The 23,657-nt window shown below is 60.8% G+C and carries 21 protein-coding genes; 11 read left to right on the top strand and 10 right to left on the bottom strand.

Going from position 1 to position 23,657, the window contains the following annotated elements; genetic code table 11:
* Positions 1–3: 3 nt before the first annotated feature.
* From C9I57_RS03090 to C9I57_RS03080, 3 genes are all read right to left on the bottom strand, one after another.
* A complete protein-coding gene (locus tag C9I57_RS03090; RefSeq protein ID WP_107149136.1) occupies positions 4–1,341 on the bottom strand; it encodes a heterodisulfide reductase-related iron-sulfur binding cluster in 1,338 nt (445 codons plus the stop codon).
* Positions 1,342–1,537: 196 nt separating this feature from the next.
* On the bottom strand, positions 1,538–1,960 hold the full coding sequence (locus tag C9I57_RS03085) for a rubrerythrin family protein (RefSeq protein WP_107149135.1): 423 nt from the start codon (positions 1,958–1,960) through the stop codon (positions 1,538–1,540).
* Between the two features lie 253 nt (positions 1,961–2,213).
* Positions 2,214–3,605, bottom strand: a complete 1,392-nt coding sequence (locus tag C9I57_RS03080) for an alpha,alpha-trehalose-phosphate synthase (UDP-forming) (protein ID WP_107149134.1) — start codon at positions 3,603–3,605, stop codon at positions 2,214–2,216.
* A gap of 405 nt (positions 3,606–4,010) precedes the next feature.
* On the opposite strand from C9I57_RS03080, the gene C9I57_RS03075 reads away from it, so the two are divergent.
* Positions 4,011–6,116, top strand: a complete 2,106-nt coding sequence (locus C9I57_RS03075; protein WP_107149133.1) for a putative bifunctional diguanylate cyclase/phosphodiesterase — start codon at positions 4,011–4,013, stop codon at positions 6,114–6,116.
* A 102-nt stretch (positions 6,117–6,218) separates the two neighbouring features.
* Here the strand turns inward: C9I57_RS03075 and C9I57_RS32350 are convergent, their stop codons facing one another.
* The 3 genes from C9I57_RS32350 to C9I57_RS03070 all read right to left on the bottom strand — a co-directional run bounded on the left by C9I57_RS32350 (position 6,219) and on the right by C9I57_RS03070 (position 7,645).
* Positions 6,219–6,425, bottom strand: a complete 207-nt coding sequence (locus C9I57_RS32350; RefSeq protein WP_146166164.1) for a hypothetical protein — start codon at positions 6,423–6,425, stop codon at positions 6,219–6,221.
* A 14-nt stretch (positions 6,426–6,439) separates the two neighbouring features.
* On the bottom strand, positions 6,440–6,607 hold the full coding sequence (locus tag C9I57_RS32620) for a hypothetical protein (RefSeq protein WP_181321700.1): 168 nt from the start codon (positions 6,605–6,607) through the stop codon (positions 6,440–6,442).
* 144 nt (positions 6,608–6,751) lie between these two features.
* Entirely contained in the window at positions 6,752–7,645 is an 894-nt protein-coding gene (locus tag C9I57_RS03070) for a LysR family transcriptional regulator (RefSeq protein ID WP_107149132.1), read from the bottom strand.
* Between the two features lie 86 nt (positions 7,646–7,731).
* Between C9I57_RS03070 and C9I57_RS03065 the strand changes: the two genes are divergently transcribed.
* On the top strand, positions 7,732–8,508 hold the full coding sequence (locus C9I57_RS03065; protein ID WP_107149131.1) for an NAD(P)H-dependent oxidoreductase: 777 nt from the start codon (positions 7,732–7,734) through the stop codon (positions 8,506–8,508).
* A 27-nt stretch (positions 8,509–8,535) separates the two neighbouring features.
* On the opposite strand, the gene C9I57_RS03060 is transcribed toward C9I57_RS03065, so the two are convergent.
* Positions 8,536–8,928: a DUF427 domain-containing protein gene (locus C9I57_RS03060; RefSeq protein ID WP_107149130.1), complete on the bottom strand. Its 393-nt coding sequence runs from the start codon at positions 8,926–8,928 to the stop codon at positions 8,536–8,538.
* A gap of 312 nt (positions 8,929–9,240) precedes the next feature.
* Between C9I57_RS03060 and C9I57_RS03055 the strand changes: the two genes are divergently transcribed.
* From C9I57_RS03055 to C9I57_RS03025, 7 genes are all read left to right on the top strand, one after another.
* A complete protein-coding gene (locus C9I57_RS03055; RefSeq protein WP_107149129.1) occupies positions 9,241–10,302 on the top strand; it encodes a HoxN/HupN/NixA family nickel/cobalt transporter in 1,062 nt (353 codons plus the stop codon).
* A gap of 324 nt (positions 10,303–10,626) precedes the next feature.
* Complete coding sequence (locus C9I57_RS03050) at positions 10,627–13,158, top strand: type VI secretion system Vgr family protein (RefSeq protein ID WP_107149128.1); 2,532 nt, start codon at positions 10,627–10,629, stop codon at positions 13,156–13,158.
* A 5-nt stretch (positions 13,159–13,163) separates the two neighbouring features.
* Complete coding sequence (locus C9I57_RS03045) at positions 13,164–14,150, top strand: DUF4123 domain-containing protein (RefSeq protein WP_258187465.1); 987 nt, start codon at positions 13,164–13,166, stop codon at positions 14,148–14,150.
* A complete protein-coding gene (locus tag C9I57_RS03040; protein ID WP_308835493.1) occupies positions 14,141–17,053 on the top strand; it encodes a T6SS effector BTH_I2691 family protein in 2,913 nt (970 codons plus the stop codon). The genes C9I57_RS03045 and C9I57_RS03040 overlap by 10 nt, the downstream gene beginning before the upstream one ends.
* Positions 17,050–17,787 carry a putative type VI secretion system effector gene (locus C9I57_RS03035; protein WP_107149125.1) on the top strand — a complete coding sequence of 246 codons (738 nt, stop codon included), beginning with the start codon at positions 17,050–17,052 and terminating at the stop codon, positions 17,785–17,787. Before C9I57_RS03040 ends, C9I57_RS03035 begins: the two co-directional genes overlap by 4 nt.
* A 43-nt stretch (positions 17,788–17,830) precedes the next feature.
* The gene (locus tag C9I57_RS03030; RefSeq protein WP_107149124.1) at positions 17,831–18,571 is read left to right on the top strand and encodes a putative type VI secretion system effector; all 741 of its coding nucleotides are present in this window, start codon (positions 17,831–17,833) and stop codon (positions 18,569–18,571) included.
* A gap of 40 nt (positions 18,572–18,611) precedes the next feature.
* Entirely contained in the window at positions 18,612–18,866 is a 255-nt protein-coding gene (locus C9I57_RS03025) for a PAAR domain-containing protein (protein WP_107149123.1), read from the top strand.
* Between the two features lie 48 nt (positions 18,867–18,914).
* Here the strand turns inward: C9I57_RS03025 and C9I57_RS03020 are convergent, their stop codons facing one another.
* Both C9I57_RS03020 and C9I57_RS03015 read right to left on the bottom strand, forming a co-directional pair.
* Complete coding sequence (locus C9I57_RS03020; RefSeq protein WP_107149122.1) at positions 18,915–20,105, bottom strand: MFS transporter; 1,191 nt, start codon at positions 20,103–20,105, stop codon at positions 18,915–18,917.
* A 182-nt stretch (positions 20,106–20,287) separates the two neighbouring features.
* Positions 20,288–21,091 carry a DeoR/GlpR family DNA-binding transcription regulator gene (locus tag C9I57_RS03015; protein WP_107149273.1) on the bottom strand — a complete coding sequence of 268 codons (804 nt, stop codon included), beginning with the start codon at positions 21,089–21,091 and terminating at the stop codon, positions 20,288–20,290.
* A 36-nt stretch (positions 21,092–21,127) separates the two neighbouring features.
* Between C9I57_RS03015 and C9I57_RS03010 the strand changes: the two genes are divergently transcribed.
* Both C9I57_RS03010 and C9I57_RS03005 read left to right on the top strand, forming a co-directional pair.
* Positions 21,128–21,745 carry a GDP-mannose pyrophosphatase gene (locus tag C9I57_RS03010; protein ID WP_107149272.1) on the top strand — a complete coding sequence of 206 codons (618 nt, stop codon included), beginning with the start codon at positions 21,128–21,130 and terminating at the stop codon, positions 21,743–21,745.
* 169 nt (positions 21,746–21,914) lie between these two features.
* Complete coding sequence (locus C9I57_RS03005) at positions 21,915–22,514, top strand: lysozyme inhibitor LprI family protein (RefSeq protein ID WP_107149121.1); 600 nt, start codon at positions 21,915–21,917, stop codon at positions 22,512–22,514.
* Positions 22,515–22,578: 64 nt separating this feature from the next.
* Here the strand turns inward: C9I57_RS03005 and C9I57_RS03000 are convergent, their stop codons facing one another.
* On the bottom strand, positions 22,579–23,646 hold the full coding sequence (locus tag C9I57_RS03000; protein WP_107149120.1) for a DMT family transporter: 1,068 nt from the start codon (positions 23,644–23,646) through the stop codon (positions 22,579–22,581).
* Between the last annotated feature and the right edge of the window lie 11 nt (positions 23,647–23,657).

The raw sequence follows: 23,657 nt of genomic DNA, 5'->3' as shown, positions 1-23,657 counted from the left end.
CGCTCAGATGTCATAAGCTCTGCGAAGCAGCGTCAGCGGATGCGCGAGCGGCGCTTCTCGCAGCCCTGCTTCCTCGATTCCCTGCTCGATGTGGTGCCCCGCGAGCTGGCAATCGGACGCGATGAACGCGGGTTCGCCCTCGGCCATCGCTTTGAAGACGGGGGTTCCGATCTTCATCGCCGTCCGATGAAACTCTTTCTTCACGCCGAACGTTCCCGCGTGCCCTGAACAGCGCTCGACGACTTTCACTTCCGTTCCTGGTACGAGAGAAAGCGCATCGAACGTCTTGCGGCCCAGGTTCTGCACTCGGCCATGACACGGCACGTGATACGAGATCTTGCCGAGCGCCCGCTTGAAATCGGTCTTCAGCAGACCGTCGCGGTGACGCGAAACGAAGTATTCGAACGGGTCCCAGAACGCTTCGCTCACCGCGCGCACGTCCTCGTCCTCGGGGAACATCAGCGGCAGCTCGTGCTTGTACATGAGGACGCAGCTCGGTATCGCCCCCATCAACGCATATCCTTCGCGCGCATACCGCATGAGCACCGGCATGTTCTTTTCCTTTTTCGCGGCCACGCCTTCGAGGTTGCCTTGCTCGAGCAGCGGCATCCCGCAGCACGCTTCGCTCGCCACGAGCACATAGGGAATCTCATTGTGCGTCAGCAATGCAAGCAGGTCGTGTCCGATGCCGGGCTCGTTGAAATTGACGTAGCAGGTCGCGTAGATCGCGACCTTTCCCGGCGTGCGCTCACCGTCGTGCACGGGCAGCTGCGGTGACGCTTTCGCAGAGCGGCGAAACTTGCGCGGGGCGAACTCCGGCAACCAGGCTTCGCGATCGACGCCGAGTGCCGATTCCATCACGTTGCGCGCTGCCTTCGTGCGGTTCACCCGGTTCACGGTCTGCGTGACGATCGGAATTCCCGCGAAATGGCCGAGCGCATCGGTGTTCGACAGCACCTTGTCGCGCAACGCCACTTCGCCTCGCTTATAGCGAGCCGCCTTCGCGCGCAGCATGAGATGAGGAAAGTCGACGTTCCACGGATGCGGCGGCACGTACGGACATTTCGTCATGTAACAGAGGTCGCACAGGTAGCACTGATCTACCACACTTGTGTAGGACTGCTTATCGACGTCGTGCGCCTCGCCGCTGTCAGTGTCGTCGACTAGATCGAACAGCGTCGGGAACGCGCCGCACAACGATACGCAGCGCCTACATCCCGCGCATATATCGAAGACGCGGGCGAGCTCGTGATCGATGGCATCCTGGTTGTAAAACGTCTCGGAGCGCCAATCGAGCGGATGGCGAGTCGGCGCTTCAAGGCTGCCTTCTTTGTGCGGCATGAGTCGGCGCTCCTCCGTGGGGTCACACTACTTGCGAGGACTCGTTGTGATGGCCGTCCGTAGGAATTCGCTCAACCGCTGCGGCACAGATCAATGCAATGCAACGAACCGATCGCGCCGAGCCGAGCAGCGGACGAGCGGACAAGCGTCGAGAACGCCTCGCCGCGGCCGGCGAGTACGTCCTCGACGGCCTCTGTCAGTCGCTCAGCGCCTCGAGCGCCTTCGTATAGCGGTTTGCGTGACTGCGCTCGGCCTTGGCTAGCGTCTCGAACCAGTTCGCGATTTCGTCGAAGCCTTCTTCGCGAGCGGTCTTCGCCATGCCGGGGTACATGTCCGTGTATTCGTGCGTTTCACCGGCGATGGCCGATTGCAGATTCTGCCGAGAGGTGCCGAACGGCAGACCGGTGGCCGGATCTCCCACTGCCTCGAGGTACTCCAGATGGCCGTGGGCATGGCCTGTCTCGCCTTCGGCCGTTGAGCGGAACAATGCCGCGACATCGTTTTGCCCCTCGACGTCGGCCTTGGCCGCGAAATAGAGGTACCGCCGATTGGCTTGAGACTCACCGGCGAACGCGGCCTTCAGGTTGTCTTCCGTCTTGGAGCCCTTCAACTGTGCCATCTCATCCTCCTTCATGGGCCGGGACACGTCGCGAAGGCACGGCACGCCCGGCCATCTGTTCGGGTTTGCGAAAAACGTCGCGCGAAGAGCGGCGCCAGCGTCGAGCGAGCGCTGCCTTTTCTAATCTAGAAGGTCGGGGGCACGTTCCCCAATTGGCATTTTCTATGCGCGCGATAGTAGATGGTATCGACGCGCCGCCGTGCCGCGATGCAACAAGGACCGACGGCAAGCGATGGCCCGCACGTTTCGCGCATCAACCGGTCTCGCGAACGGACTCTTCCAGCATCTCGATGAAGGCCTTACGCCACCAATGGACGTCGTACTTGCGGATCGTCGCCATCAGCGCCGAATGCCGCTCGACGCGTTCGCCGAGCGGCATGGTCAGCGCGCGCTGAATCGCCTCGGCGGTGCCGTGCGCATCGTAGGGGTTCACGAGCAACGCCTGTTTCAGATGCTCGGCCGCGCCGGCGAAGCGCGAGAGCACGAGGACACCGGGATCTTCCGGATCTTGAGCCGCGAGAAACTCCTTGGCGACGAGATTCATGCCGTCGCGCAATGGGGTCACGAGCGCGACCCGGCTTGCACGATAAAGGCCCGGCAAGCGCCGGCGCGCGACGTTGCGATGGATGTAGCGCACCGGCATCCAGTCGAGCTCGCCGTAGTCCCCGTTGATCGCACCGCACAGGCTGTCCATCTGCCGACGCAAATCGTCGTAGGCTCCGAGGTCCTCTCGGCTCGGCGCCGCGATCTGAATCAGCGTTGCACGCTTCCGATTTTCCGGATAGTGCTCCAGCAAATAGCGAAGCGCGCGTATGCGCTGCGGCAATCCCTTCGAATAATCGAGCCGGTCGACGCCGAGCAGCAGCTGCCGCCGAGAGTACTCCGCGCGCATTCGCGAGAACATGTCGACACCCTCGCGAGCGTCGGCCATCGCCGCGAATTCGCCCACGTCGATACCGATCGGGAACGCGGCGACGCGCAGCGTGCGATTGAACGCTCGCAGATAGCCGTCCGTCAGCGGCTCCGCCCCCACTTCCCAGTGGGCGTAGTCGAACAAGTGCCGCATATCGGCCTCGGTTTGCAGACCGACGAGGTCGTATGCGAAGAGCGAGCGGACCAGCCACTCGTGCTCGGGGATCGCGGCCAAGAGCGGCGGGGGCGGCACGGGAATGTGCAGAAAGAATCCGATCGGGTTGCGGCATCCCATCGCCCGCAGCTCGGCGGCGAGTGGAATCAGGTGATAGTCGTGGACCCAGATGATGTCGCCTGGCTCGAGCAACGGGAAAAGGCGCTGCGCGAACAGCTGATTGACGCGACGATAACCGCTACCGAAACGCACGTCGAACTGCGCGAGGTCGAGACGATAGTGGAAGACCGGCCAGAGCACGTTGTTCGCGTAGCCGAGGTAATACGTTTCGTAGTCCTGCTGACTGAGATCGACGGTGACCAGCTGCACTTTGCCGACCGTCTGCGTATGGACGCCGTTGTGGCTGTTCGCAACGGAGGCATCCACGGTCTTGCCGCTCCAGCCGAACCAGATACCGCCCGTTTGCTGAAGGCCGTCTCTGATCGCGACGGCCAGTCCACCTGCCGCGGCCTTGCGCGGATCCGCTACACGATTCGACACTACGACTAGACGGCTCACTAGCGCTCCTTTTGAAAACGGGAGTTGTTTGTGAGCGGCATTGGTGATTTATTTATTGCCGCGAGTTTCCTCTTCGGTCCTCTCCTGCCGTGGCGTCGTGCTTGGTCGCTCGTTGCTTGGCGAGCTGTCGTTGGATTGAGCATGGGATGCTAGCACAGTCGGGGTCGGAGGGCCATCCTTGCGCGCGCTGAAAACCGAATCGGTAGTAGTCCTACGAATCACGTGCCTAAACGTCTGCGTATGCCCCGAACCGCGTTGATCGGGCGGCGATCGGGAACGAGCGAAGTCATTTTTTTCGGCGGTTGGCGGTTCAGATAGTTCAAAATGGCGGACGCATGCCGCTGGAGCGGCAGGAGTTGGCGTTTCGCGTAGCGCAGATGGGGACCAGCGGAGAGGATGAGATCGATGTACCCGACAACGTATGACAATTTGCTCGTCTTCTTCTCGCTCGCGGTCGCGATCTTCACGTCCTACACCGCGCTGAACCTGGCCGGCCGGATCGCAACCGCCCGAGGCCGCATCGCGCGCCTCTGGCTTGCGGGCGGCGCCTGCGCGATGGGGGCCGGGATCTGGTCGATGCATTTCATCGGCATGCTCGCTTTCAGCGTGCCGATTCCCGTCGGCTACGATCCGGAAATTACGCTGCTTTCCTTGCTGATTGCCATCGCGGCATCCGGCTTCGCGCTATGGCTCGTCACGCAATCGAACTTGCCATACGGGCGGCTCGCTTGCGGCGCGCTCGTGATGGGCATCGCCGTGGCCGGCATGCATTACACCGGAATGGCGGCCATGCAGATGACGCCCGCCATCCAGTACGACCCGCTGCTGCTCGCGCTGTCGGTCGTCATCGCGGTGGGAGCCTCGGGAGCAGCGCTGTGGATCACCTTCCATCTGCGCCGCCAGGCGACGCGGCGACCGCTTGCGCAGATGGGCGCCGGCGTCGTGATGGGCGTTGCCATCACCGGTATGCACTACACAGGGATGGCCGCCGCGCATTTTCCTGTCGGATCCGTATGCGGCGCGGCGCGCGGCGGCATCGACACGGGTTGGGTCGCGCTTGCGATCATCGTGGCGAGCGTGGCTGCGCTGGCGGTCGCATTGATCGTCTCCGTCCTCGACATGCGGCTGGAATCGAGAACCGCGGTGCTGGCCGCCTCGCTCGCGCAAGCCAATGCCGAACTGACGTTTCTCGCGCTGCACGACCGCCTGACCCAGTTGCCGAATCGCATTCTGCTCGAAGACCGGCTCGAACAGGCCATCGGCAGCGCAAGGCAATCGCGCCGGCGATTTGCGCTGATGTACCTCGATCTCGACGGATTCAAGGCCATCAACGACGTGTTCGGGCATCCCGTCGGAGATGCGCTGCTCGTGGAAGCGTCGAAACGGCTGCGAGGCGCCGCGCGCAGCGAGGATACAGTGGCGCGCATGGGCGGGGACGAGTTCGTGCTGCTTGCGCCCGGCATGGAGCCGACGGACGCCGCAACGCTCGCCGACAACCTGGTCACACTGCTGAGCGATTCCTATCGGATCGATGGGCAGGACCTGCGTGTCTCGGCGAGCATCGGGATCGCCTGTTTTCCCGATGACGGAGACGACCCGCATACGCTCGTCACGCACGCGGACGCCGCGATGTATCACGCGAAAGCGCTCGGGCGCAACGGCTATTGCTTCTTCGAAACTTCGATGAACGCCGATGCGCGCGAGCAGCTTCAACTGCTGCACGATCTGCGCCTCGCGCTTTCGCGAGGCGAATTCGTTCTCCATTACCAGCCGAAGCTCGCCGCGCCCGGTGGTCCGCTCCTGGGCGCCGAAGCGCTCGTTCGTTGGGCACATCCGACGCGCGGGCTCGTCATGCCGGATCAGTTCATCCCGCTCGCGGAGCGTACCGGCACGATCGTGCCGATCGGCGAGTGGGTGCTGGACGAGGCGTGCCGGCAAATGGCCCAATGGTGCAGCGCCGACCCGGCGTTGGCGAGCGATTGGAGCATCGCCGTCAACTTATCCGCCTTGCAGTTCGGCAATCCCGGACTCGTCGAGTGCGTGCGCGGCACGCTCGCGCGCCACGGGCTGGAGCCTCGTCGGTTGACGCTGGAGATCACGGAAACGACGGCGATGCGCGACGCCGCCGCGAGTCTCGCGATCTTGCAAGAGCTCCATGCGATGGGGGTACGCATTGCGATCGACGATTTCGGCACCGGTTATTCGAGCCTGCTCTACCTCAAGCGGCTGCCGGCCGCCGAACTCAAGATCGATCGCGGATTCGTGCGCGATCTGGAGCACGATAGCGAGGATGCGGCGATCGTTTCGGCGATCGTCGCGCTCGGGCAAACGCTGAAGCTCAATATCGTCGCCGAAGGCGTGGAGACAAGCGAGCAGCAGGCGTTTTTGACTCAGCTCGGCTGCGACGCGCTGCAAGGATATCTGCTCGGGCGGCCGATGCCGCCGGCGCAGTTCATGGAGACTTTCCTTCCGACGGGAATGTCGCTGGACCGCGCGGCATCGGCGGAGTAGCGCGCGCCTGCGTTGCGCCAGATTAGCAAGTGCGGTTCTATCAACGATGAAAAGCGCGCCTGGGGCGCCGTGCCTCGTCGAGCATCGACGCGCTCGAAAAGTTCACTGATAGCACTCACCAGTCGAAGACGGGCTGTGCCAATCCATCCAGTCGTAAGACTCGGCGGTGTGAGCCCATGCCCAGTTTCTGGTTTTCGACCGCTCGCCGGCTTTTCGCGAGATTGCGTTCGACGATGCCGATACCCGGTCCTCGTTGCTCACGCAGCTTTGATCCGCGCCGCTCAGGACTTCCAAAGGATCGCGTTTCACTTACGTTCTCCTTTCTATGCTTCCTGCTCTGCAAGCTCGTCTTGCGCAGCCGTCGCCACGAGTTCCGCGAACGCTTCGAGCGCCTCGAGCGAACCATGCACAGATTGATATTCCTGCCGGCCGATCTTCGCTTCGAGGACAACCGTCATTCCCGATTTCCGCGCCAAGTCCAGAATGTCCATCTTGTGCTCCCTTCTTCCAATTCCGCCGCACGCTGAGGTCAGCGAACACTTGCCTCTAGTCTATAAGTCTCACAGCGGGCATCAATCGCCGTGGAATGAATTCACCGTTTTCCAATGCAGAACAATGGCCGTCCGGCCGCACCGTCAAACCGACTGAACGATGCACTCGCGCAACCATTGATGCGCCGGGTCTCGATGAGCGCGCTCGTGCCACAGCATCGAGATCTCGAAGCCGGGCACCTCGATGGGTGACTCGACGACTTCGAGCGCGTTGACGTTCCGGACCAGGCGTTCCGGCAACATGGCAACGAGGTCGGTACTGGCGATCACCGACATGACAAACAGGAAATGCGGAACGGATAGCACGACACGTCGCGACAGGCCGACTTCCGCAAGCGCTTCGTCAGTGATGCCATAAAACCCGCCGCCGTCGGGCGAGACGATCACGTGCTCGAGCGCACCGAATTGCGCAAGCGTCGGCCGCCTTTTCAGGCGCGGATGACCTGCGCGGCCCACTAGCACATAACGCTCCGTGAAAAGCGCCCGGCGACGCAAAGCGGACGGCGACCCTTCCGTCGTATGAAACGCGAGATCGATATCCCCTTGCTCTGCCTGCTTCGCTATCCGTAACGGGGTCATCTCGAGCACCGCCAGACGCGTACGAGGGGCAGCCGAGCGCAGCGCATTCAGCGTCGGCAGCACGATCGTCGACTCCGTGTAATCGGTTGCCGCGACGCGCCACGTGTGATCGGCCCCGCCGGGGTCGAAAGCGGTTGCGGGTGCCACCGCCTGCTCCAAAGCCTCGAGCGCTTGCCGCAACGGTTCGCGCAACTCGTCGCCTCGCGCGGTAGGGCGCATTCCTCTCGGCCCCGGCAGCAGCAACGGGTCTCCGAAGATCTCGCGCAGCTTGGCGAGTTGAACGCTCACCGACGGCTGAGACAGGTTCAGGCGCTCGGCTGCGCGAGTCACGTTGTGCTCGGACAGCAGGACGTCGAGCGTCGCCAGCAGATTGAGATCGATCCGTCTTAGATTGACCACGGCAATGCCTCGTATTTCAACAATTCATTTCAACTATAGCTGGCGAACCCTTATCTTGCTCTCGTCAACAAGATGGAGTTCACTCAATGAACGTGCTTATCGTCTACGCTCATCCCGAGCCTGAATCACTGAACGGCTCGCTGAAGAACTTTTCGGTCAAGCGGCTCGAGGATGCCGGACATGTCGTCCAAGTATCGGACCTATACGCGATGAAGTGGAAGCCGACGCTCGACGCTGATGACTTCCCGGATAGCAATCCCGGTGAGCGCTTCGATCCCGCACTCGATTCCAAGCGCGCCTTTGAAAATGGCACTCAGCCCGACGATATCGCATCGGAACAGGAGAAGCTGCGCTGGGCGGACGCGGTGATCCTGCAGTTTCCGCTTTGGTGGTTCTCGGTCCCCGCGATTCTGAAAGGCTGGGTGGAGCGCGTCTACGCGTATGGCTTCGGATACGGCGTGGGAGAGCACTCGGACGTTCGATGGGGCGATCGCTACGGAGAGGGCACGATGGCGGGCAAACGCGCGATGCTCGTCGTGACCGCCGGCGGATGGGAGTCGCATTACGGCCCGCGCGGCGTCAACGGCCCGATCGACGACATTCTCTTCCCGATTCAGCACGGGATTTTGTATTACCCCGGATTCGCGGTCCTGCCGCCGTTCGTGATCTATCGCGCGGGCAAGACTGATGAGGCGAGGTACGCAAGGATCTGCGACGAGCTCGGACGCCGGCTCGACGACCTCTGGAACACCGCGCCGATACCCTTCCGCCCGCAAAATGCGGGCGCCTATGACATCCCTCAGCTCACGTTGCGGCCCGACATCGCGCCGGGCCAATCGGGCTTCGCCGCGCATGTGGCATAGCGAAGCCTGAGCGGCGTGCCGCGCCGCTCAGGTGGCGGCGACGCCGGCCGGCTGCGCTTCGATCGAGTCGACGCGATCAGGATAAAAGGCGAGGCGGCTACGGATCTCGCTGACCGCCTCGTATGGGTGCTCATAGGTCCATACGGCATTCACCGCTCGCTCGCCGCCGGACGGGATCGAGAAGTACGAGCAGTCGCCCTTGTAGGGGCAGTATGTCGCGTGGTCCGTGCGCTGCAACGAGGACATGTCCGTGTCCTGTCGCGGAATGTAAAAAACCGGCGGGTAGTTCGCCTCGCGCAACGTCAATGCGTCTTTCGTGTCGGCAATCACCTTGCCCGCCACCGTGACGATCACGCGAGACGGATTGCGTTCGATCGAAATCGGATGGTCAGGGCCGGGAATCTTCACTGGCTTCGTCATGGCGCCTCTCCTCGAGTTTGGCTCATCAGGCCGGAAAGCTCGTGTCTGCGAGGCATTGTGGCACCAATCGACTTTTGCCGTTGAGACCTCGGCACCAGTGTGGGGAATCGCTCGAAGTCCTGCGAGATCGGGCTGAGACGCCCACTGCGTCGCGCCATCTCGTAACCGTGTGTGCTGAGCCCAACCAGACTGTGCTGTGCGACGCCTTGGATCTCACACGGCCCGTTTCTTATTTATTGTCCAGCGATTGACTCCGACAGGAGCAGGTCTGTAGGCTTGCACGCTGATGGTTTGTTCATCAGGACCTCGTATATGCCTACCCTTGCACGATTCGCTTCGCCCCAACAGAAAAGTCTGAGACGCCGCGTCATCGCGATCTATGGCGTCCTCGCCGCTTTCAACATTGGCGCCTGGGTCTGGGCCTTCATCGCCTTCCATGGTCACCCTCTGCTTCTTAGCACAGGGCTGCTCGCATACGGGTTCGGCTTGCGCCACGCAGTCGATGCGGACCATATCGCCGCAATCGACAACGTAACGCGCAAGCTGATGCAGGACGGGCAACGCCCCGTCACCGTCGGTTTCTTCTTTGCTCTCGGGCATTCGGCCGTAGTCCTCCTCGTCGCGGCCGCCGTCGCCGCGACCGCGGCCGCCCTGGAAAGCCGGATCGAGGACTGGAAGGGCTTCGGCGGCGTAGTGTCGACGAGCGTATCGGCGCTCTTCCTGTTCCTGATCGCCGCAATGAACGTCGTCATCTTGCGAGGCGTATGGCGCGCGTTCCGCAAGGTACGTCGAGGCGAACCTTACGACCATGACGATCTCGATTTGCTGCTGAACAGCCGCGGGCTGATCGCCCGGCTATTCCGGCCGATGTTTCGCCTTGTTTCGAAGCCGGTCTGGATGCTGCCGCTCGGTTTCCTGTTCGGCTTGGGCTTCGATACGGCGACCGAAGTCAGCCTGCTCGGAATTTCCGCAAGCCAGGCGGCACAGGGGCTGTCGATCTGGATCGTGCTCGTATTCCCCGTGCTTTTCGCGGCCGGCATGTCGCTCGTCGACACCACTGACGGCGTGCTGATGCTCGGCGCCTACGACTGGGCATTCGTGCGCCCCATCCGCAAGCTCTATTACAACTTGACGATTACTCTCGTATCCGTTGTCGTTGCAGTGCTGATCGGCAGCATCGAAACGCTCGGCCTGCTGGCGGGCCGGTTCAATCTCAAGGGCGCAGTTTGGGATCTGATCGGTACGCTCAACGACAATTTCAACAATCTCGGCTTCGTCATCATCGGCGTGTTCATTTTTGCGTGGCTCGCATCGTTCGCGATCTATCGTGCGAAAGGCTACGATCAATTGCCCGTGCGTGCGGCAGAGCAGTAGTGCCGAGCATCGGCCGACGGAAGGAACCCGCGCTCTTTACGATTTGCGAGGGTTCCGCACAATGCACAACGCACATCGCCGCAAATCAAGCGCGCATAGATTGACCTGTCATTCCACGGCAATCAGTAAGTATATGAAATATTTACCGACATAAACACTTATTGGTGATGACTCGGAAAAAACTGCGCTATATGCTCCATGAATAAATACGGGGAGTTTGCAAAACTTTGCAAAAAAATAGAATTGCGACCCGTCACGCCCCTCCTCTAGAATGGCATCCGCGAAAAATATCGCGCAAAAAGAAGAACCGAGGGAGCGCGTTGAATGAGCTTGCGAAGTATCTCAAGTACGTTACGGGGCGGTTATGCGCAATATCAACGGCTGATCAAGCTCGATACCCGAGCTGGGCCCGATCGGCTGGTCCCGTTGCTGGTCAAAGGCACCGCTCGGCTCGGCCGAGACTATGAATTCACGGTCGAAGCGGCCGCGGTGCGCGACGGCGACCCCATCGATCCGCGCAATTTGCTCGGCGAGGCAGTCACGCTATGGATTCAACAGGCCGGTGGCGCCTATCTGCCGATTCATGGCTATGTCCACGACTTCGTCCAACTTGGAACCGACGGAGAGTGCGATTACTATCAATTGCGCTTTTCATCGTGGCTCTACTTCCTTGGCCTGCGCCGTGACATGCGCGACTGGCAGGAGCAGCGTGGCGAAGGGATTTTGACCGACGTGTTCGCGGAACACCGCCAAGCGGTCCAGCGTTACCGCTTCGAGTTGCGCAAACCGATGCCTTACTACTCCTATCGCATGCAGTGGGAGTATGACCTCGACTTCGTCTATCGCAGTATGGAGGAAGCCGGCGTATTTGGGCGGTTCGAGTTTTCCAACGACGGCAAGTCGCACACGCTCGTCATCGTGGACAGTATCGGCGCACTTCCACCGCTCCAGCCGCAGGTCGTATCGCTCGGCCACGCGGGCGCCGGCGAAGAATTCGATGGTTTCGTGTCCTGGCGGGAACGGCTGCGCTTGCAAAGCGCACGGTTTACCGCGAGCACCTTCGACTACAAGCGGCCCGATCTGTCGAAGCGCGTCCAAGCCGACACATCGACTCCCGAATCCCTGCGTGCGCAGGGCGAGATTTATGAATACACGGGCGCCTACGGCTGGGGGGCACGGGAGGACGGCGAGCGTCAGGTCGCCAACCGTGCCGAAGAATGGGAATCCGAACTGCAGCGAGTCGACGCCGTAGGGGGATTACGAGCGGCGTTGCCTGGCTACTGGTTCACGCTGTCTCGCGGCGCGACGCACACCGGCGGCTCTTCGGGCGATAACGAATACGTGATCCTCGGTGTGGATTGGGCGATCCGTAACAATGTGCCCGGGATGAACAGCTACCCCGCCTTCGATGACAGCCTGCGCGAGGAAATCGAAGCGCAAGCGCTCACGAAAACAGGGTCCACTATCGCGCACTTCGATGGCAGTCAGGGCTTCTTTCAGGTGAAAGTGGAACTGCAGCCGCGTCGTGCACCGTTCCGGCTGGCCCGCGAGCACCGCAAGCCGGAGATGTCGCTCATGAGCGCCATTGTCGATGCTGCCAATGGAGAAGAAGTCTCGACCGACCGCCTGAACCGCGTCAAGGTGCGCTATCCCTGGTATCGCGACTCGCGTGCTTCTTGCTGGGTGCGGGCGGCGTTTGCCGACGCGGGAGACCAACGCGGAGCCATCCACCCGCTGCGTGGCGGCGACGAAGTCCTCATCGACTTCCTCGGCGGCGATTGCGATCGGCCCGTTATCGTCTCGCGCGTCTTCGGCGGCGCGAGTGAACCCGTATGGCACACCAACGGGCTCCTCTCGGGTTACCGCTCGAAGGAGTACGGCGGGAGCGGCTACAACGAGCTCGCGATGGACGACTCCACCGGGCAAAATCGCGTCCGACTGTACTCCACCAGCTACCAGACGCAGCTTCATCTTGGGTACCTCATCGACCACACGAATAACACACGCGGAGCATTTCTCGGAAGCGGCTTCGACCTCAAGTCGGACGCCTATGGTGCGATCCGAGCAGGCCGAGGGCTCTACGTGTCGACGCATCCCACGTCAGCCGTCCAGCCGCTAAACGTGACCGCGGCCAGCGAGCAGCTCACGGGCGCGGAAAGCGTAGTCGACATGGCATCGCAAGCGAGCACGGCAAACCATGCCGAGAGCCTCGATGAGGGCCTGCACGCGCTGAAGCGCTTCACGGATGCGACGCGTTATAGCGTGACGGGCAGCATGGGAAGCGGTGCACATACCGCCGGAGGAGGCACCGGTAATGCGAACGGCTTCGCGTTGCCGATCATGTTCCTCGCGAGCCCCGCAAGCATGGGCTTGTCGACGCAGGATTCGATGCAGGTCGCGGCGAACCAGCACGTCAACGTCGTCAGCGGTCAAAGTACGCACATCGCAACAGGCAAGTCACTGGTTGCAAGCGCCATGGAGAAAGTCAGCCTGTTCGTGCAGAACGCCGGCATGAAGCTGTTTGCCGCCAGGGGCAACGTCGACATACAAGCGCAAAGCGATGCCATCACGGCTGCCGCATTGAAGGACATCACGATTACGAGCACCGATGGCCGAATCGTGCTGTCGGCGGAGAAGGAAATCTGGATCGGCGCGGGCGGCTCGTACATCAAGATCACCGCTAACGGAATCGAGAACGGTACGTCGGGCCAGATCGTCGAAAAGTGTGCGAGCTGGGACAAGCCGGGGCCGGCCACGATGCGGATGCCCGCTCAGATCGCCAGCGCGCCCAAGGGCTGCGCATGGAAGCTGGCCTCAGCGTCGAGCGACAGCGCCTCGAGCGTTGCACTGGAGTGAAGGCCGTGGATGCATCCGACGATCAACGCCGCGCAGACGCGGAATCGGTGCAAATCGAGGCGGCCACGATCGCGCTGCGCCGACACTTCGAGCGGCAGCATCGTGATATGCATTGCCTGCTCGTAGTGGACTCGGGAATGCGAGCGTTACCGCCAGCAAAAAACGGCAAGCCAACGTTTGAGGACTTGCCTCGCGCTGTCATCGAGGTCGACCACCCGGCGTTTCCCGCTGAGCATCAGCCCTATCTCCTGACACTCGATTTGTCACAGCCGCAAGACTGCATGTTGCTTTTCGACAGCGTGCGCGTCGCTTACCACGATCGGCGCCCCGATGACGTCGCGCAAGGGCTCGGACAGCGGATCGGCGGCTGGCTGGCAAGCTCGTTACCGGCCGATGAAGTCGCTGCGCACTGGTCCAAATATGTACTGCAGCAGGACGGCCGCGAGCGAACGTGCGCGCTGCGCTTCTATGACGCGCGCGCGTTGAGTCTGCTCTGGCCGGTGTTGACGCTCATGCAGCAGGAGACGCTGCTCGGTCCCGTCAAAGCGTGGTATGCGCTCGATGCGTGTGCTGAACTCCGTACGTACAAAGGGCTCTATCCGCCGTCGCGGGCTGAACTGCTGCTCAAGCCGGGGCAATGGAATGCGATCCACCGACATGGCTTGATCAATCGCGCACTGGCGCTGCATATGGCGGCAACGGGCCGACAACCGACGCCTGACGAAGTGAAAGCGGCTGTGGCGAGCGCGGAACGCGCCGAGCACTTTGGATTGACTGACAAAGACGACATGATCGCCTTTATCGGGCATGCGCTAGCGTGGCATCCCTACTTCGATAGCCATCCACGCGTCATAGAGGCTTTGCGCGAAGTCTCGACGGACTGCTTCTACACTGCCGCCGTCAGCACGATCAGGCCTGAAGAGATCGAGGAGATCAGGAGCGGCAGCTGGCTCGCCGGACAGAAGAACGGCACGAGCCGATCGTGGGCGTGAGACGAGATGAAGAGCGCAAAATGAAATGCGATAACTGCGAAAAGGCGGGTTTGCCGATTCTTCCGGTGCGCTACACGGTGCTGCCCAAGAAGGCGCCTGTGAAGCTGCCCGACGGCCTCAGCGGGCACCGTGTGACCGATGTGGCGCTCACGGAGCACCGATACGGTGTACGGACCTTGCGTGAAGGCTGGGTCTACCTTTTCTACGAGCGAGGCGCTCGTGGCAATCGCTACTGGGAGGCGTACCGGGTGACAGAAGACGGGCGCCTCTGGAAGCAATCTCTGCCGCTGCCGCGAGAGCCCCATACAGATCCAGCCTGCGCTAAGGCGGGCATCGCGGTGCCGATGGACATCATCGCGATCGAGCAGCCGCACAAGTGCGGCAAGGTCTACATCGCGTTTTCCGAGCACACCTGGCATCAGGAAGTTTTCGAGCAATACGCAAACGATGCATTCGCGGCTCTGCGCGAGCACCGCATGCAGGCTATCGAACCGGCAAGCTGGATTAACGGCGGCGCGGATCCGCATGGGCATGCCGTGGAGGCCACCGAACGCCGGATCGATGACGTCGTCGAGTACATGCCCGGCTTCGATCCCAAGCAGCTCGAGCTACCCGCGGCGCCGCATCCCTCAAAGCCGGCGCCACCGTTTAGCGATGCAACAGGGGCTTACAAGTCGGAATGGCTTCAAAAAGAAACGACTCGCTATCCGTTGCATATCCGGCAAGCCACGCCGGATTCCGCGAGCGCGGCGCTCGTCAAACTCATGCACGCCGTCGGCGAGACGGCCGACGGAAAACACCATCGGCCGATGATGCTCGGCTTGTGGGATGCGGTCGGTGTCGTGCATGAGCTGAACGGTTTCCGCAATGAGCCGCTCGCATGGCTGAACCAATATGCGAGCGAAGAACGGCGCTTGCAAGTCGCGGCACTCAATGACATAGAAACGGCGCACCGAGTCGTTCGCTCCAAGGAGGAACAGGAGTTGAACACTCAGGAGGACATGGCGAAACAGGCACAGGAGATGACCGGACTCGGGCGACCCGGAGCGCGGGCGGCGTTGGCCGCGCAGCGCGTGCAGGCGCTGGCTAGCGCGTCACCGTCCCGCGTCGAGCAGATCAATGCCTACTACGACGACATGAATTGGATGGCGGTCAACCAGATTCCGGGCAGCTATCAAACCCGCCTGTATCAGTTGGCCCGCTCGACCAACGCGGTCAACCCCGCCGCGTTTGCGAATTACACGAATCCCGAGCGCGATCGAATCATGGCCGATGCACGCGCTTTCGCTCAGGCAAAGCCCGGTTCGCACGACCGCGCCCTGAACGAAATGACGGCTTACCGATGGTCCGTTTATGAGGCACGCCTCGATCGTCCCGCGATTAATTTATTCAGCCAGCATTACCGGGCGCTACAGCACGACGTTTATACGTTGCAGGAAACGCGCAGCGATGACGTGGGGCAATGGCTGCTGAAGGCGCCGTTGCTGTTGGACACGCTCGAGGATTACAACTCGAACGACGTCACCGATAGTCTGGCGTTCGAGATCGTGGTGAGCGAGGCGCTATGCGGTCTGGCGAATACCCCCAAGGGAAAGAACATCGTCGACGCCCTCGTCAACAAGTGGGATCCGACGCAGGCCGAGAGTTTGATTTGGCGCGTGATTGCGTTGAACAAAATCAGTGCCCGCATCGAGCTGCGCAAGATGCTGGAAACTGCGCGCGCCCACAAGGACTCGCCGCTGGACAAAGGTTTCGATACGGTGGCGGGCGCAGCTGCCGGGGCCAAGACACTGATCGGCTATTACAAGAATTTGACCCAACTGGCGCTCGAAACCGACGAGAAAAAGATCACCCCGATTGGCAACCTGCTGCGGAGGCTCGAAATCGACCAGTTCGGCATGGTCGTTGGCGATGCGATCTTCGCTAAGTTCCGCGTCAATCAATTGGGCGACTTTGTCGGCGAGAAGATCATACAAACGCTGCTCCTGCAGCGCGCGGGCGTGTCGTATGAAGACGCGATGGATTTGGTGCGCAAGCAGGCGGAAGTCGAAAACGCGAGCCGGCAGGAGACGATCCAGCGACTTCTGAAAACGCGTGGCTTGCTGCGCGCGCCAGCGCCAGAGGGATCTGCTCCGGCTACGCAGGCGTTGTACGACATATGGGGGAAGGTCAAGCTCAACGACGATGGCGTGAAGCAATTGCGGACGCAGCGGATCGCCGTAGTCGCAGCGCTGCTGGAAGCCGTCAACTTCGCGCACCTGTTAGCTGGTGCGCCGGATAACGATACGCGACTGAAGCTCGTGCAGTCGGGCGCGTCACTGTGCGCTTCGGTTATTACCATCGTTATGTCGCCGTATTACGCCACAATTAAGGAATCTATCCGCGCGCAGAGTTGGAAGTTCGTTGGCGGCACGCTTGGGGGCGCAGGGTCGATGATTTCGGCGTGGATGGACATCGAAAAGGCCGCTACCGCCCAAGGCAAGGGACAAGGTGATCTTGCTGGCCTCTATTACGTTAAGTTCTTTGGCGGATTTATTGTTGGCAGTTTGATGCTAATCGACTCCACAAGTACGGCCGCGCCATTGCTTAAGAAACTGGCTGTACGCTACGGCTCGGAGGCGGTAGCCGCGGCGGTCGAAGCCTTTACCGAGCGAGCGGCGGTCTTCGCCGGCCTGCGGGCTGTCGGGATGATTATCGGCTGGGAAGGGACAATCGGCCTACTTTTGCTTCAAGCCCTCGCGGACTGGGTAACGCCAGATGCACTCGAAGCTTGGTGTTCGCGCTGCGCGTTCGGCACCGGGCGAGAAACGCTATTTCGTGTCACCGATCACGATGTCAAACGCTATATCGATTGCTCTCAGCAGGACAAAGACTTTATCGACGCTATGGCGAGACTGTCATGAAAAATTCTAGACTCGATATCCCAACTGTACTGCTGCGAGGAAAAATTTCCAACCTGCAGCGCACCCGGCGCAGCCATGACTTTGTCTTGACGCAAGCTCAGCAGTGGCAAGTCGGCGCGACTGCAGTTGGAGCCGCAGCGCTGAATATGGGGGCTGCAGGAATCGGCCTTCTGAATATGGCCGCCAATTCAGACGAAGAAGCCGACTGGGTTCGATTTGAAGTAGACGGCAAGGAAATCGAGGGCTGGCTATGGATGATGCCGATGCGCAACAACGACAACGTAGAAGTGGTAGCACAACAAGTCGGCGAAAACCGCTACGTTGCCTACTCTGTAATGCGCAAAAGCGATAATCTGCTGGCGGTCTACCCGCACGCCACCGCGGGTAGAAAGGCGCATTACAAAAATATCATGCGCATGATGTTTCTGACTTTTTTTATTGTCTATCCAATTTCGATTGTCGCGTTTTACATCGCCGGAAATGGCTTCGGTGGAGATCCAATCGGATTTTTTTCTGACATGGCTCTGTATGGGGGAGCCGCCTTTATTATGGTTTTTATAATATTTTACCGGGTTGCTCGAAAATTGATGAACTTCGCCTACATGGCAGAGGCGATCTTCCGCGCTTACGGTTGGCCAGATGCCGAAAACATCGACCTCCGCAAGACCTCGCGCGAGAACCGTCGCGAAAATAAACTGCCTAATTACGGCAACTTCTATTTCCGCTACAAGTGACGGCCGCTGCTGACAACGCCATCGCCGCGATTGCAAAGCTTTCATGAAGAAGATCAAGCCTGACATCTCCACCGTTCTGTTGCGCGGGCGCATCTCGAACTTGCAGCGCTCCCGGCGCAGTCACGACTTTGTCTTGAGTCAGGCCCAGCAATGGCAGGTGAGCGCCACCGGTTTGGGCGCAGCCGCAATGGGCATGGGAGCAGCCGGCATCGGACTCATCAATATGGCTGTCAATTCCGACGAAGAAGCCGATTGGGTCGAGTTCGAACTAGACGGGAAACGTATCGAAGGGTGGCTATGGATGATGCCGATGCGCAACGGCGATAATGTCGAAGTCGTGGCGCAACAAGTGCTGCACGATCAATACATCGCCTACGCAGTCAAGCGCGAGGGAGATGACCTATTAGCGGTTTACCCGCATGCCACCGCGGGCCGAAAAGCACATTATAGGAATATGAGAAGATTGATGTGGCGATCGTTTCTCGTTATATACCCAATCTTTTTCCTTATGACCTACTTTGCAAGCGAAAGAGTAGGTGGGATAGGGCTAGATGATTTGCTTTATCTAAATGGTTGCATAGCAATCGGTGGATCCCTTATGTTTGGCATCCTTTTTTATCGCGCAGCTCGAAGATTGGTGCGCTTTGCGTACCTGGCAGAGGCGATCTTCCGCGCTTATGGTTGGCCAGACGTAGAAAACATCGACCTCCGCAAGACCTCGCGCGAGAACCGCCGTGGAAACAAGCTGCCGAACTACGGAAACTACTATTTTCGCTACAAGTGAGGGTAGATGAATCTACTGCAGGAAGACGAGGAAACCATCCATGATCAATCTCATTCGCGTAGGCGACGGCACTGACCACGGCGGCAAAGTGATCACCGGCTCGCCGACGATGAGCTTCGACGGCCGCTTCGTGGCGCGCAAAGGTGACGAAGTCTCATGCCCCAAGCATCCGGACATCGCGCCGAATGTCATCGTCGAAGGCGACGAATCGATGACTGACGAAGGCGTTCCGATCGCGAGGCAGGGGCACAGGGCAACGTGCGGCTGTCATTTGATTTCGAGCCTCATATCGTGAGCACGAGTACCCGATGGTCCCGCAGATATCGCGACACGACAGCCTCGCCTACGAAGAGGCCCGGCGAGAAAATAGCAGCGCGATCGTCGCAACAGCAAATCCAGCCCCTGCGTAGAACGTGGTCGCAGCACCGAGTCGGTCCCACAACTCGCCTGCAATAACGCTGGAAACAAGCGTCACGATCCCGCTCAGCAGATTGAAGAACCCGAACGCAGTGCCTCGAAGGTGTGCGGGCGCGGCGTGCGATACCATCGTAGCGAGCAGTCCCTGCGTCATACCCATGTGCAATCCCCAGAGCGCGACGCCGACGAGCACGACGGTCCAGTGCGAGCCGTGTGCAAGCACGATATCAGCGGCCATCAACGCAATGAGACCCGCAGCCAACAGTTTCCGGTGACTCATTGCATCGGCGAGTTTGCCAAACGGATAGGCCGACAGCGCATAGACGATATTCATCGCCACCATCACGAGCGGCACCAACGCAACGGGAACGCCGCTCGCCATCGCTCGCAATACAAGAAACGCCTCGCTGAACCGCGCCAGGGCGAACACAGAGCCAACAACAACGACCCACCAGTAACGCGCGCCCAATTGCTCGAGGTTATGCCAGCGAATCGGGTTGACTCGGCGTGTGCGGGGCACCTTCTCGGGCTCTTCCACCCCAACGGTCAACAATCCGACGGCGATCAAACCGGGCACGACGGCAACCCAGAACGCGAGCCTGAAGTTGTCGGCGGACGCAAACATGATGGCGACTGCGAGTAGCGGCCCCAGAAACGCGCCGACCGTGTCGAGCGATTGACGCAGCCCATAGGCCGCGCCTCTGAGATGAGGCGGCGTAACGTCGGCAACGAGCGCGTCGCGGGGAGCCCCTCGAATGCCCTTGCCAACGCGATCGATCACTCGCGCGGCCACTACGACACCGATGCTTGGGGCGATGGCGAACAGTGGCTTGCTCAACGCACCCAACCCATATCCAGCAACCGCGAGCCACTTCCGATTGCCAAGATAATCGCTGAGACTGCCCGAAAACACTTTGACGATCGGAGCCGTCGCCTCCGCGATACCTTCGATGAGCCCAATGGCCGTCGCGCTGGCACCGAGCGTCGCCATAAGGAACATGGGCAACAAACTATGGATGATCTCGGACGAAACGTCCATGAAGAGGCTGACGCAGCCCAGCACCCATACGCTGCGTGGAATCTGTCGAAGAACACTGATCCGCGGTTCGGTTTGCATCGGCAATAGCTCTGAACGAACTCTTCATCCTCGATATCGGCGCAGTATATCCGCTCCGTATTCCAGCTTTGCCAACGAAGCGGAAGCGTACTGTCGACAATCGTAGGAACCGCTGGAAAGCCTTGCGCCACATGTCACTAGGGAGACACCGCCAAATCTTGCACGAAAAGCGCGACTCCGCACTACGCGCGTAGAACCGTCACCCCCGCTTTCTCGATGGGATCGGTTAGCTTCGAGTCAGCCGATTCCTCGACGATGATCGCCTGCGCCAAACCGATATCGCCGATGACATACGGCGAAGCGGCATTGAGCTTCGCGGAAGACGCCAGCACGACAGTCTCCGCTGCGCGGCCGGCGAGCGCGCGTTTGACGTAAGCCTCTTCGAAGTCGCCCGTGCTCAAGCCGGCCTTCGGATGCACGCCTGTCACGCCCATGAAGTAAATGTCCGCATGAACGTGCGACACGGCCTCCACGGCCGCGGCGCCGACCGTGACGATCGAATGCTTGTAGAGCCGTCCGCCGATAAGCACCACTTCGATCGACGGATGATCCGCGAGCGCGACCGCGACGCTTGGGCTGTGCGTTACGACGGTCGCCGAGAGATCCACGGGAAGGCTGCGGACCAGGTGCGCCGAAGTCGTCCCGCCATCGATGATCACAACCTGCCCCGGCGCGATCATTGCGGCGGCCCTGCGTGCAATGCGTTGCTTTACGGGCGACTCCATCTCCTCACGTTGCGCGAATGGCGCAACCGCCGGCGACGCCGGCAATGCGCCTCCATGCACGCGCTGAAGCAAGCCCTCGGCCGCCAGTTCACGCAAATCGCGGCGCACCGTATCTTCAGAGACATCGAATCTGACGCTCAGCTCGGTTGCCAACACTTGTCCATCGCGCTTGAGCGCATCGAGGATCGCCTTCTTTCTTTGACTTGTCAGCATGGCCATGCACGAATTATCTTGAAATTGCACGAATATGCACGCTAGTATAAGCGATGTCGGACAACGAGGGGAACCACAATGACGATGACGTCGATGAAAGACCGCGTGCGCGTGATCGATACGCAGGTGCTGGCGGATGACTGGTACGTGCTGAGGAAGGTGACGTTCGATTTCCTTCGCAGCGACGGAACGTGGCAGCGTCAAAGCCGCGAAACCTACGATCGCGGAAACGGCGCAACGATCCTGCTCATCGATCCGCACTCGAGCAACGTCGTATTGACGCGCCAGTTCCGGATGCCGGCGTTCGTGAACGGGTACGACGGAATGTTGATCGAGGCGGCGGGCGGGCTTCTCGACGATGCCTCGCCCGATGTGCGCATTCGTGCGGAGGCGGAAGAAGAGACCGGTTATCGGGTCACGCACATTCGTAAGGTCTTCGAAGCATTCATGAGCCCGGGGTCCGTCACGGAGAAGCTTTACTTCTACATCGGGGAATACGACGCATCGATGCGCGTCGGCTCCGGCGGCGGATTGAAGGACGAAGGCGAAGATCTCGAAGTCATCGAAGTGCCATTACGTAGGGCGCTTCAGATGATCGAGCAAGGGGAAATCATCGACGGCAAGACGATCATGCTGCTCCAGTACGCCGCACTGCACGAACAGGAGCTTTTGTCGGTTCACCGACACGACCACCGCGGCTGAGCCGCAAGAACTGGTAACAAGCTGCTGATTCACGCCGCACATGCGAGCTTTCGGTCGGTGCGTCCGCGCTTATCTTCGTTGCCGTCGGGGCACGGACGCCGATCTCTCAGCGGAAAGGCGCGGCCATGCCCGCGATGCCATCCCCGAGCTGCACAACGAGAGGTCGCCCATGATTCGTCACATCGACAAGTCCGCATTTCATCCACGCCGGCGCGCGACGGCGTCGGTTATCGTCCCGCTCGTCGCGCTAGCGGCGACGATTCAACTCGCCCATGCGGCAAGCTTCAAGTGTCCGCACAATGCTTCGGTGTCCGAAAAGCTGATATGCAGCGATCCGCGGCTCTCGGCGCTGGACGATAAGCTCGCCGTCGTCTATCGGCTCGCCAAAGATGCCGCCCCGGTGCCCGATGCGATAGAGGCGGACCGAGTCGCGCAATGGCAATGGCGCCAACACAACTGTACGGACAAGGCCTGTGTCGCGGACTGGTACGAGCGCCGCATACGCGAACTCGGTGCCGACATTGCCCATGGACGAAACGCGGAAGTTGCCATGCTTGCCGCCAACATGGAGGAACAGCACATCGAACCCGAAGCGAGGGCCGCCGTCGTTCAGTTGAAGGGTTTAGGCGATGCAATGACCGTCGACAGCAACGGCAATCCGCGAGTCGATCAGCGTTCGGCAGCCTGCGCGAGCAAGCCCGGCCCCGACAGTTGCTTCGTTTCGAGCGCCCATGAAGCCGTCGCGGGATTGGACAAAAAGGAAAAATAACGGAAGCGTCACGAAGACAACGCGCGCGGGAGCCGTGTCACGTCCGAGCCGAACCGGACGCTCGTCAGTGCCGGTGCCGATGGTGAATGTCGGGAAAATGCGCGTGCGTGTGCGTGATCGGCAGATGCGAATGCGGATGCACGTGCGGCTCATCGCCGCTATACGGAAAGTCATGATCATGTTGATGATGTTCATCATGACGGTGCCGATGCGTGTGCGCGAGCGGTTCATGAGTGTGCTCATGCTCGTGTCGCTCGCGCACATGGAGCCAGACTCCGATAGCCATCAAGCCTGCCGCGATCCAGAACAGGGCCGGCGGCCACGCGGGCCAGATCGCAAGCGAAAGCATTACGCCGAACAACGGCGCGACCGAAAAGTAAGCGCCCGTTCTCGCCGTTCCGAGGTGGCGCAGCGCCACGACGAAAAGCACAAGACTCACTCCGTAGCCCGCGAACCCGGTCAGCATGGCGGCCGCGATCGTCAGCGCGGACGGGAGATGCGTCCCAGCGGCAAATGCGATCGCCAGGTTCACGGGCCCTGCCACCAACCCCTTCAGACCCGCGATCACCATTGCGTCGTTCGTCGACACTCGGCGCGTCAGATTGTTGTCGATAGCCCAGCACAGACACGCGCCGACGATCAGCAGCGCGCCAGTAGCCAACCCATGCCCGCCCGGCTGCCATGAAAGCAGGACCCCTCCCGCAACGATCGCGATCATCCCGAGGAAGATCTGCAGATCGACATTTTCACGAAAGACGACCCAGGCAATGACCGCCGTCAGCACCCCTTCGAGATTGAGCAGCAGTGAGCTCGAGGCAGCGGGCGTCGTCGACAGGCCGAGCATCAGCAGCGCGGGGCCCGCCACACCACCGGCCACGATCGCGCCGGCCAGCCAGGGGAGTTCGCTCTTTTGGATGCCCGCGCCATCGATATGCTTGTCGCCGGTTAGGTCTCCTGACAATCGGCGAACGATAATGGCGATGCCCAACCCCAAACCGCTACCGAGATAGAAAAGCCCCGCCACCATGAATGCGGACGTCGATCCGAGCAACGCCTTGGCGAGGGGTGTCGCCGCGCCGAAGAGCGCCGCGGCGACGAGCGCAGTCAGAATCGCAGTCAATCTCGGGTTCATCGAAGCAGCCA

Origin of the sequence: Trinickia symbiotica (genome assembly GCF_003028655.1) — a bacterium.
GTDB lineage: Bacteria > Pseudomonadota > Gammaproteobacteria > Burkholderiales > Burkholderiaceae > Trinickia > Trinickia symbiotica_A.
This window is presented reverse-complemented; position numbering and strand designations above follow the sequence as displayed.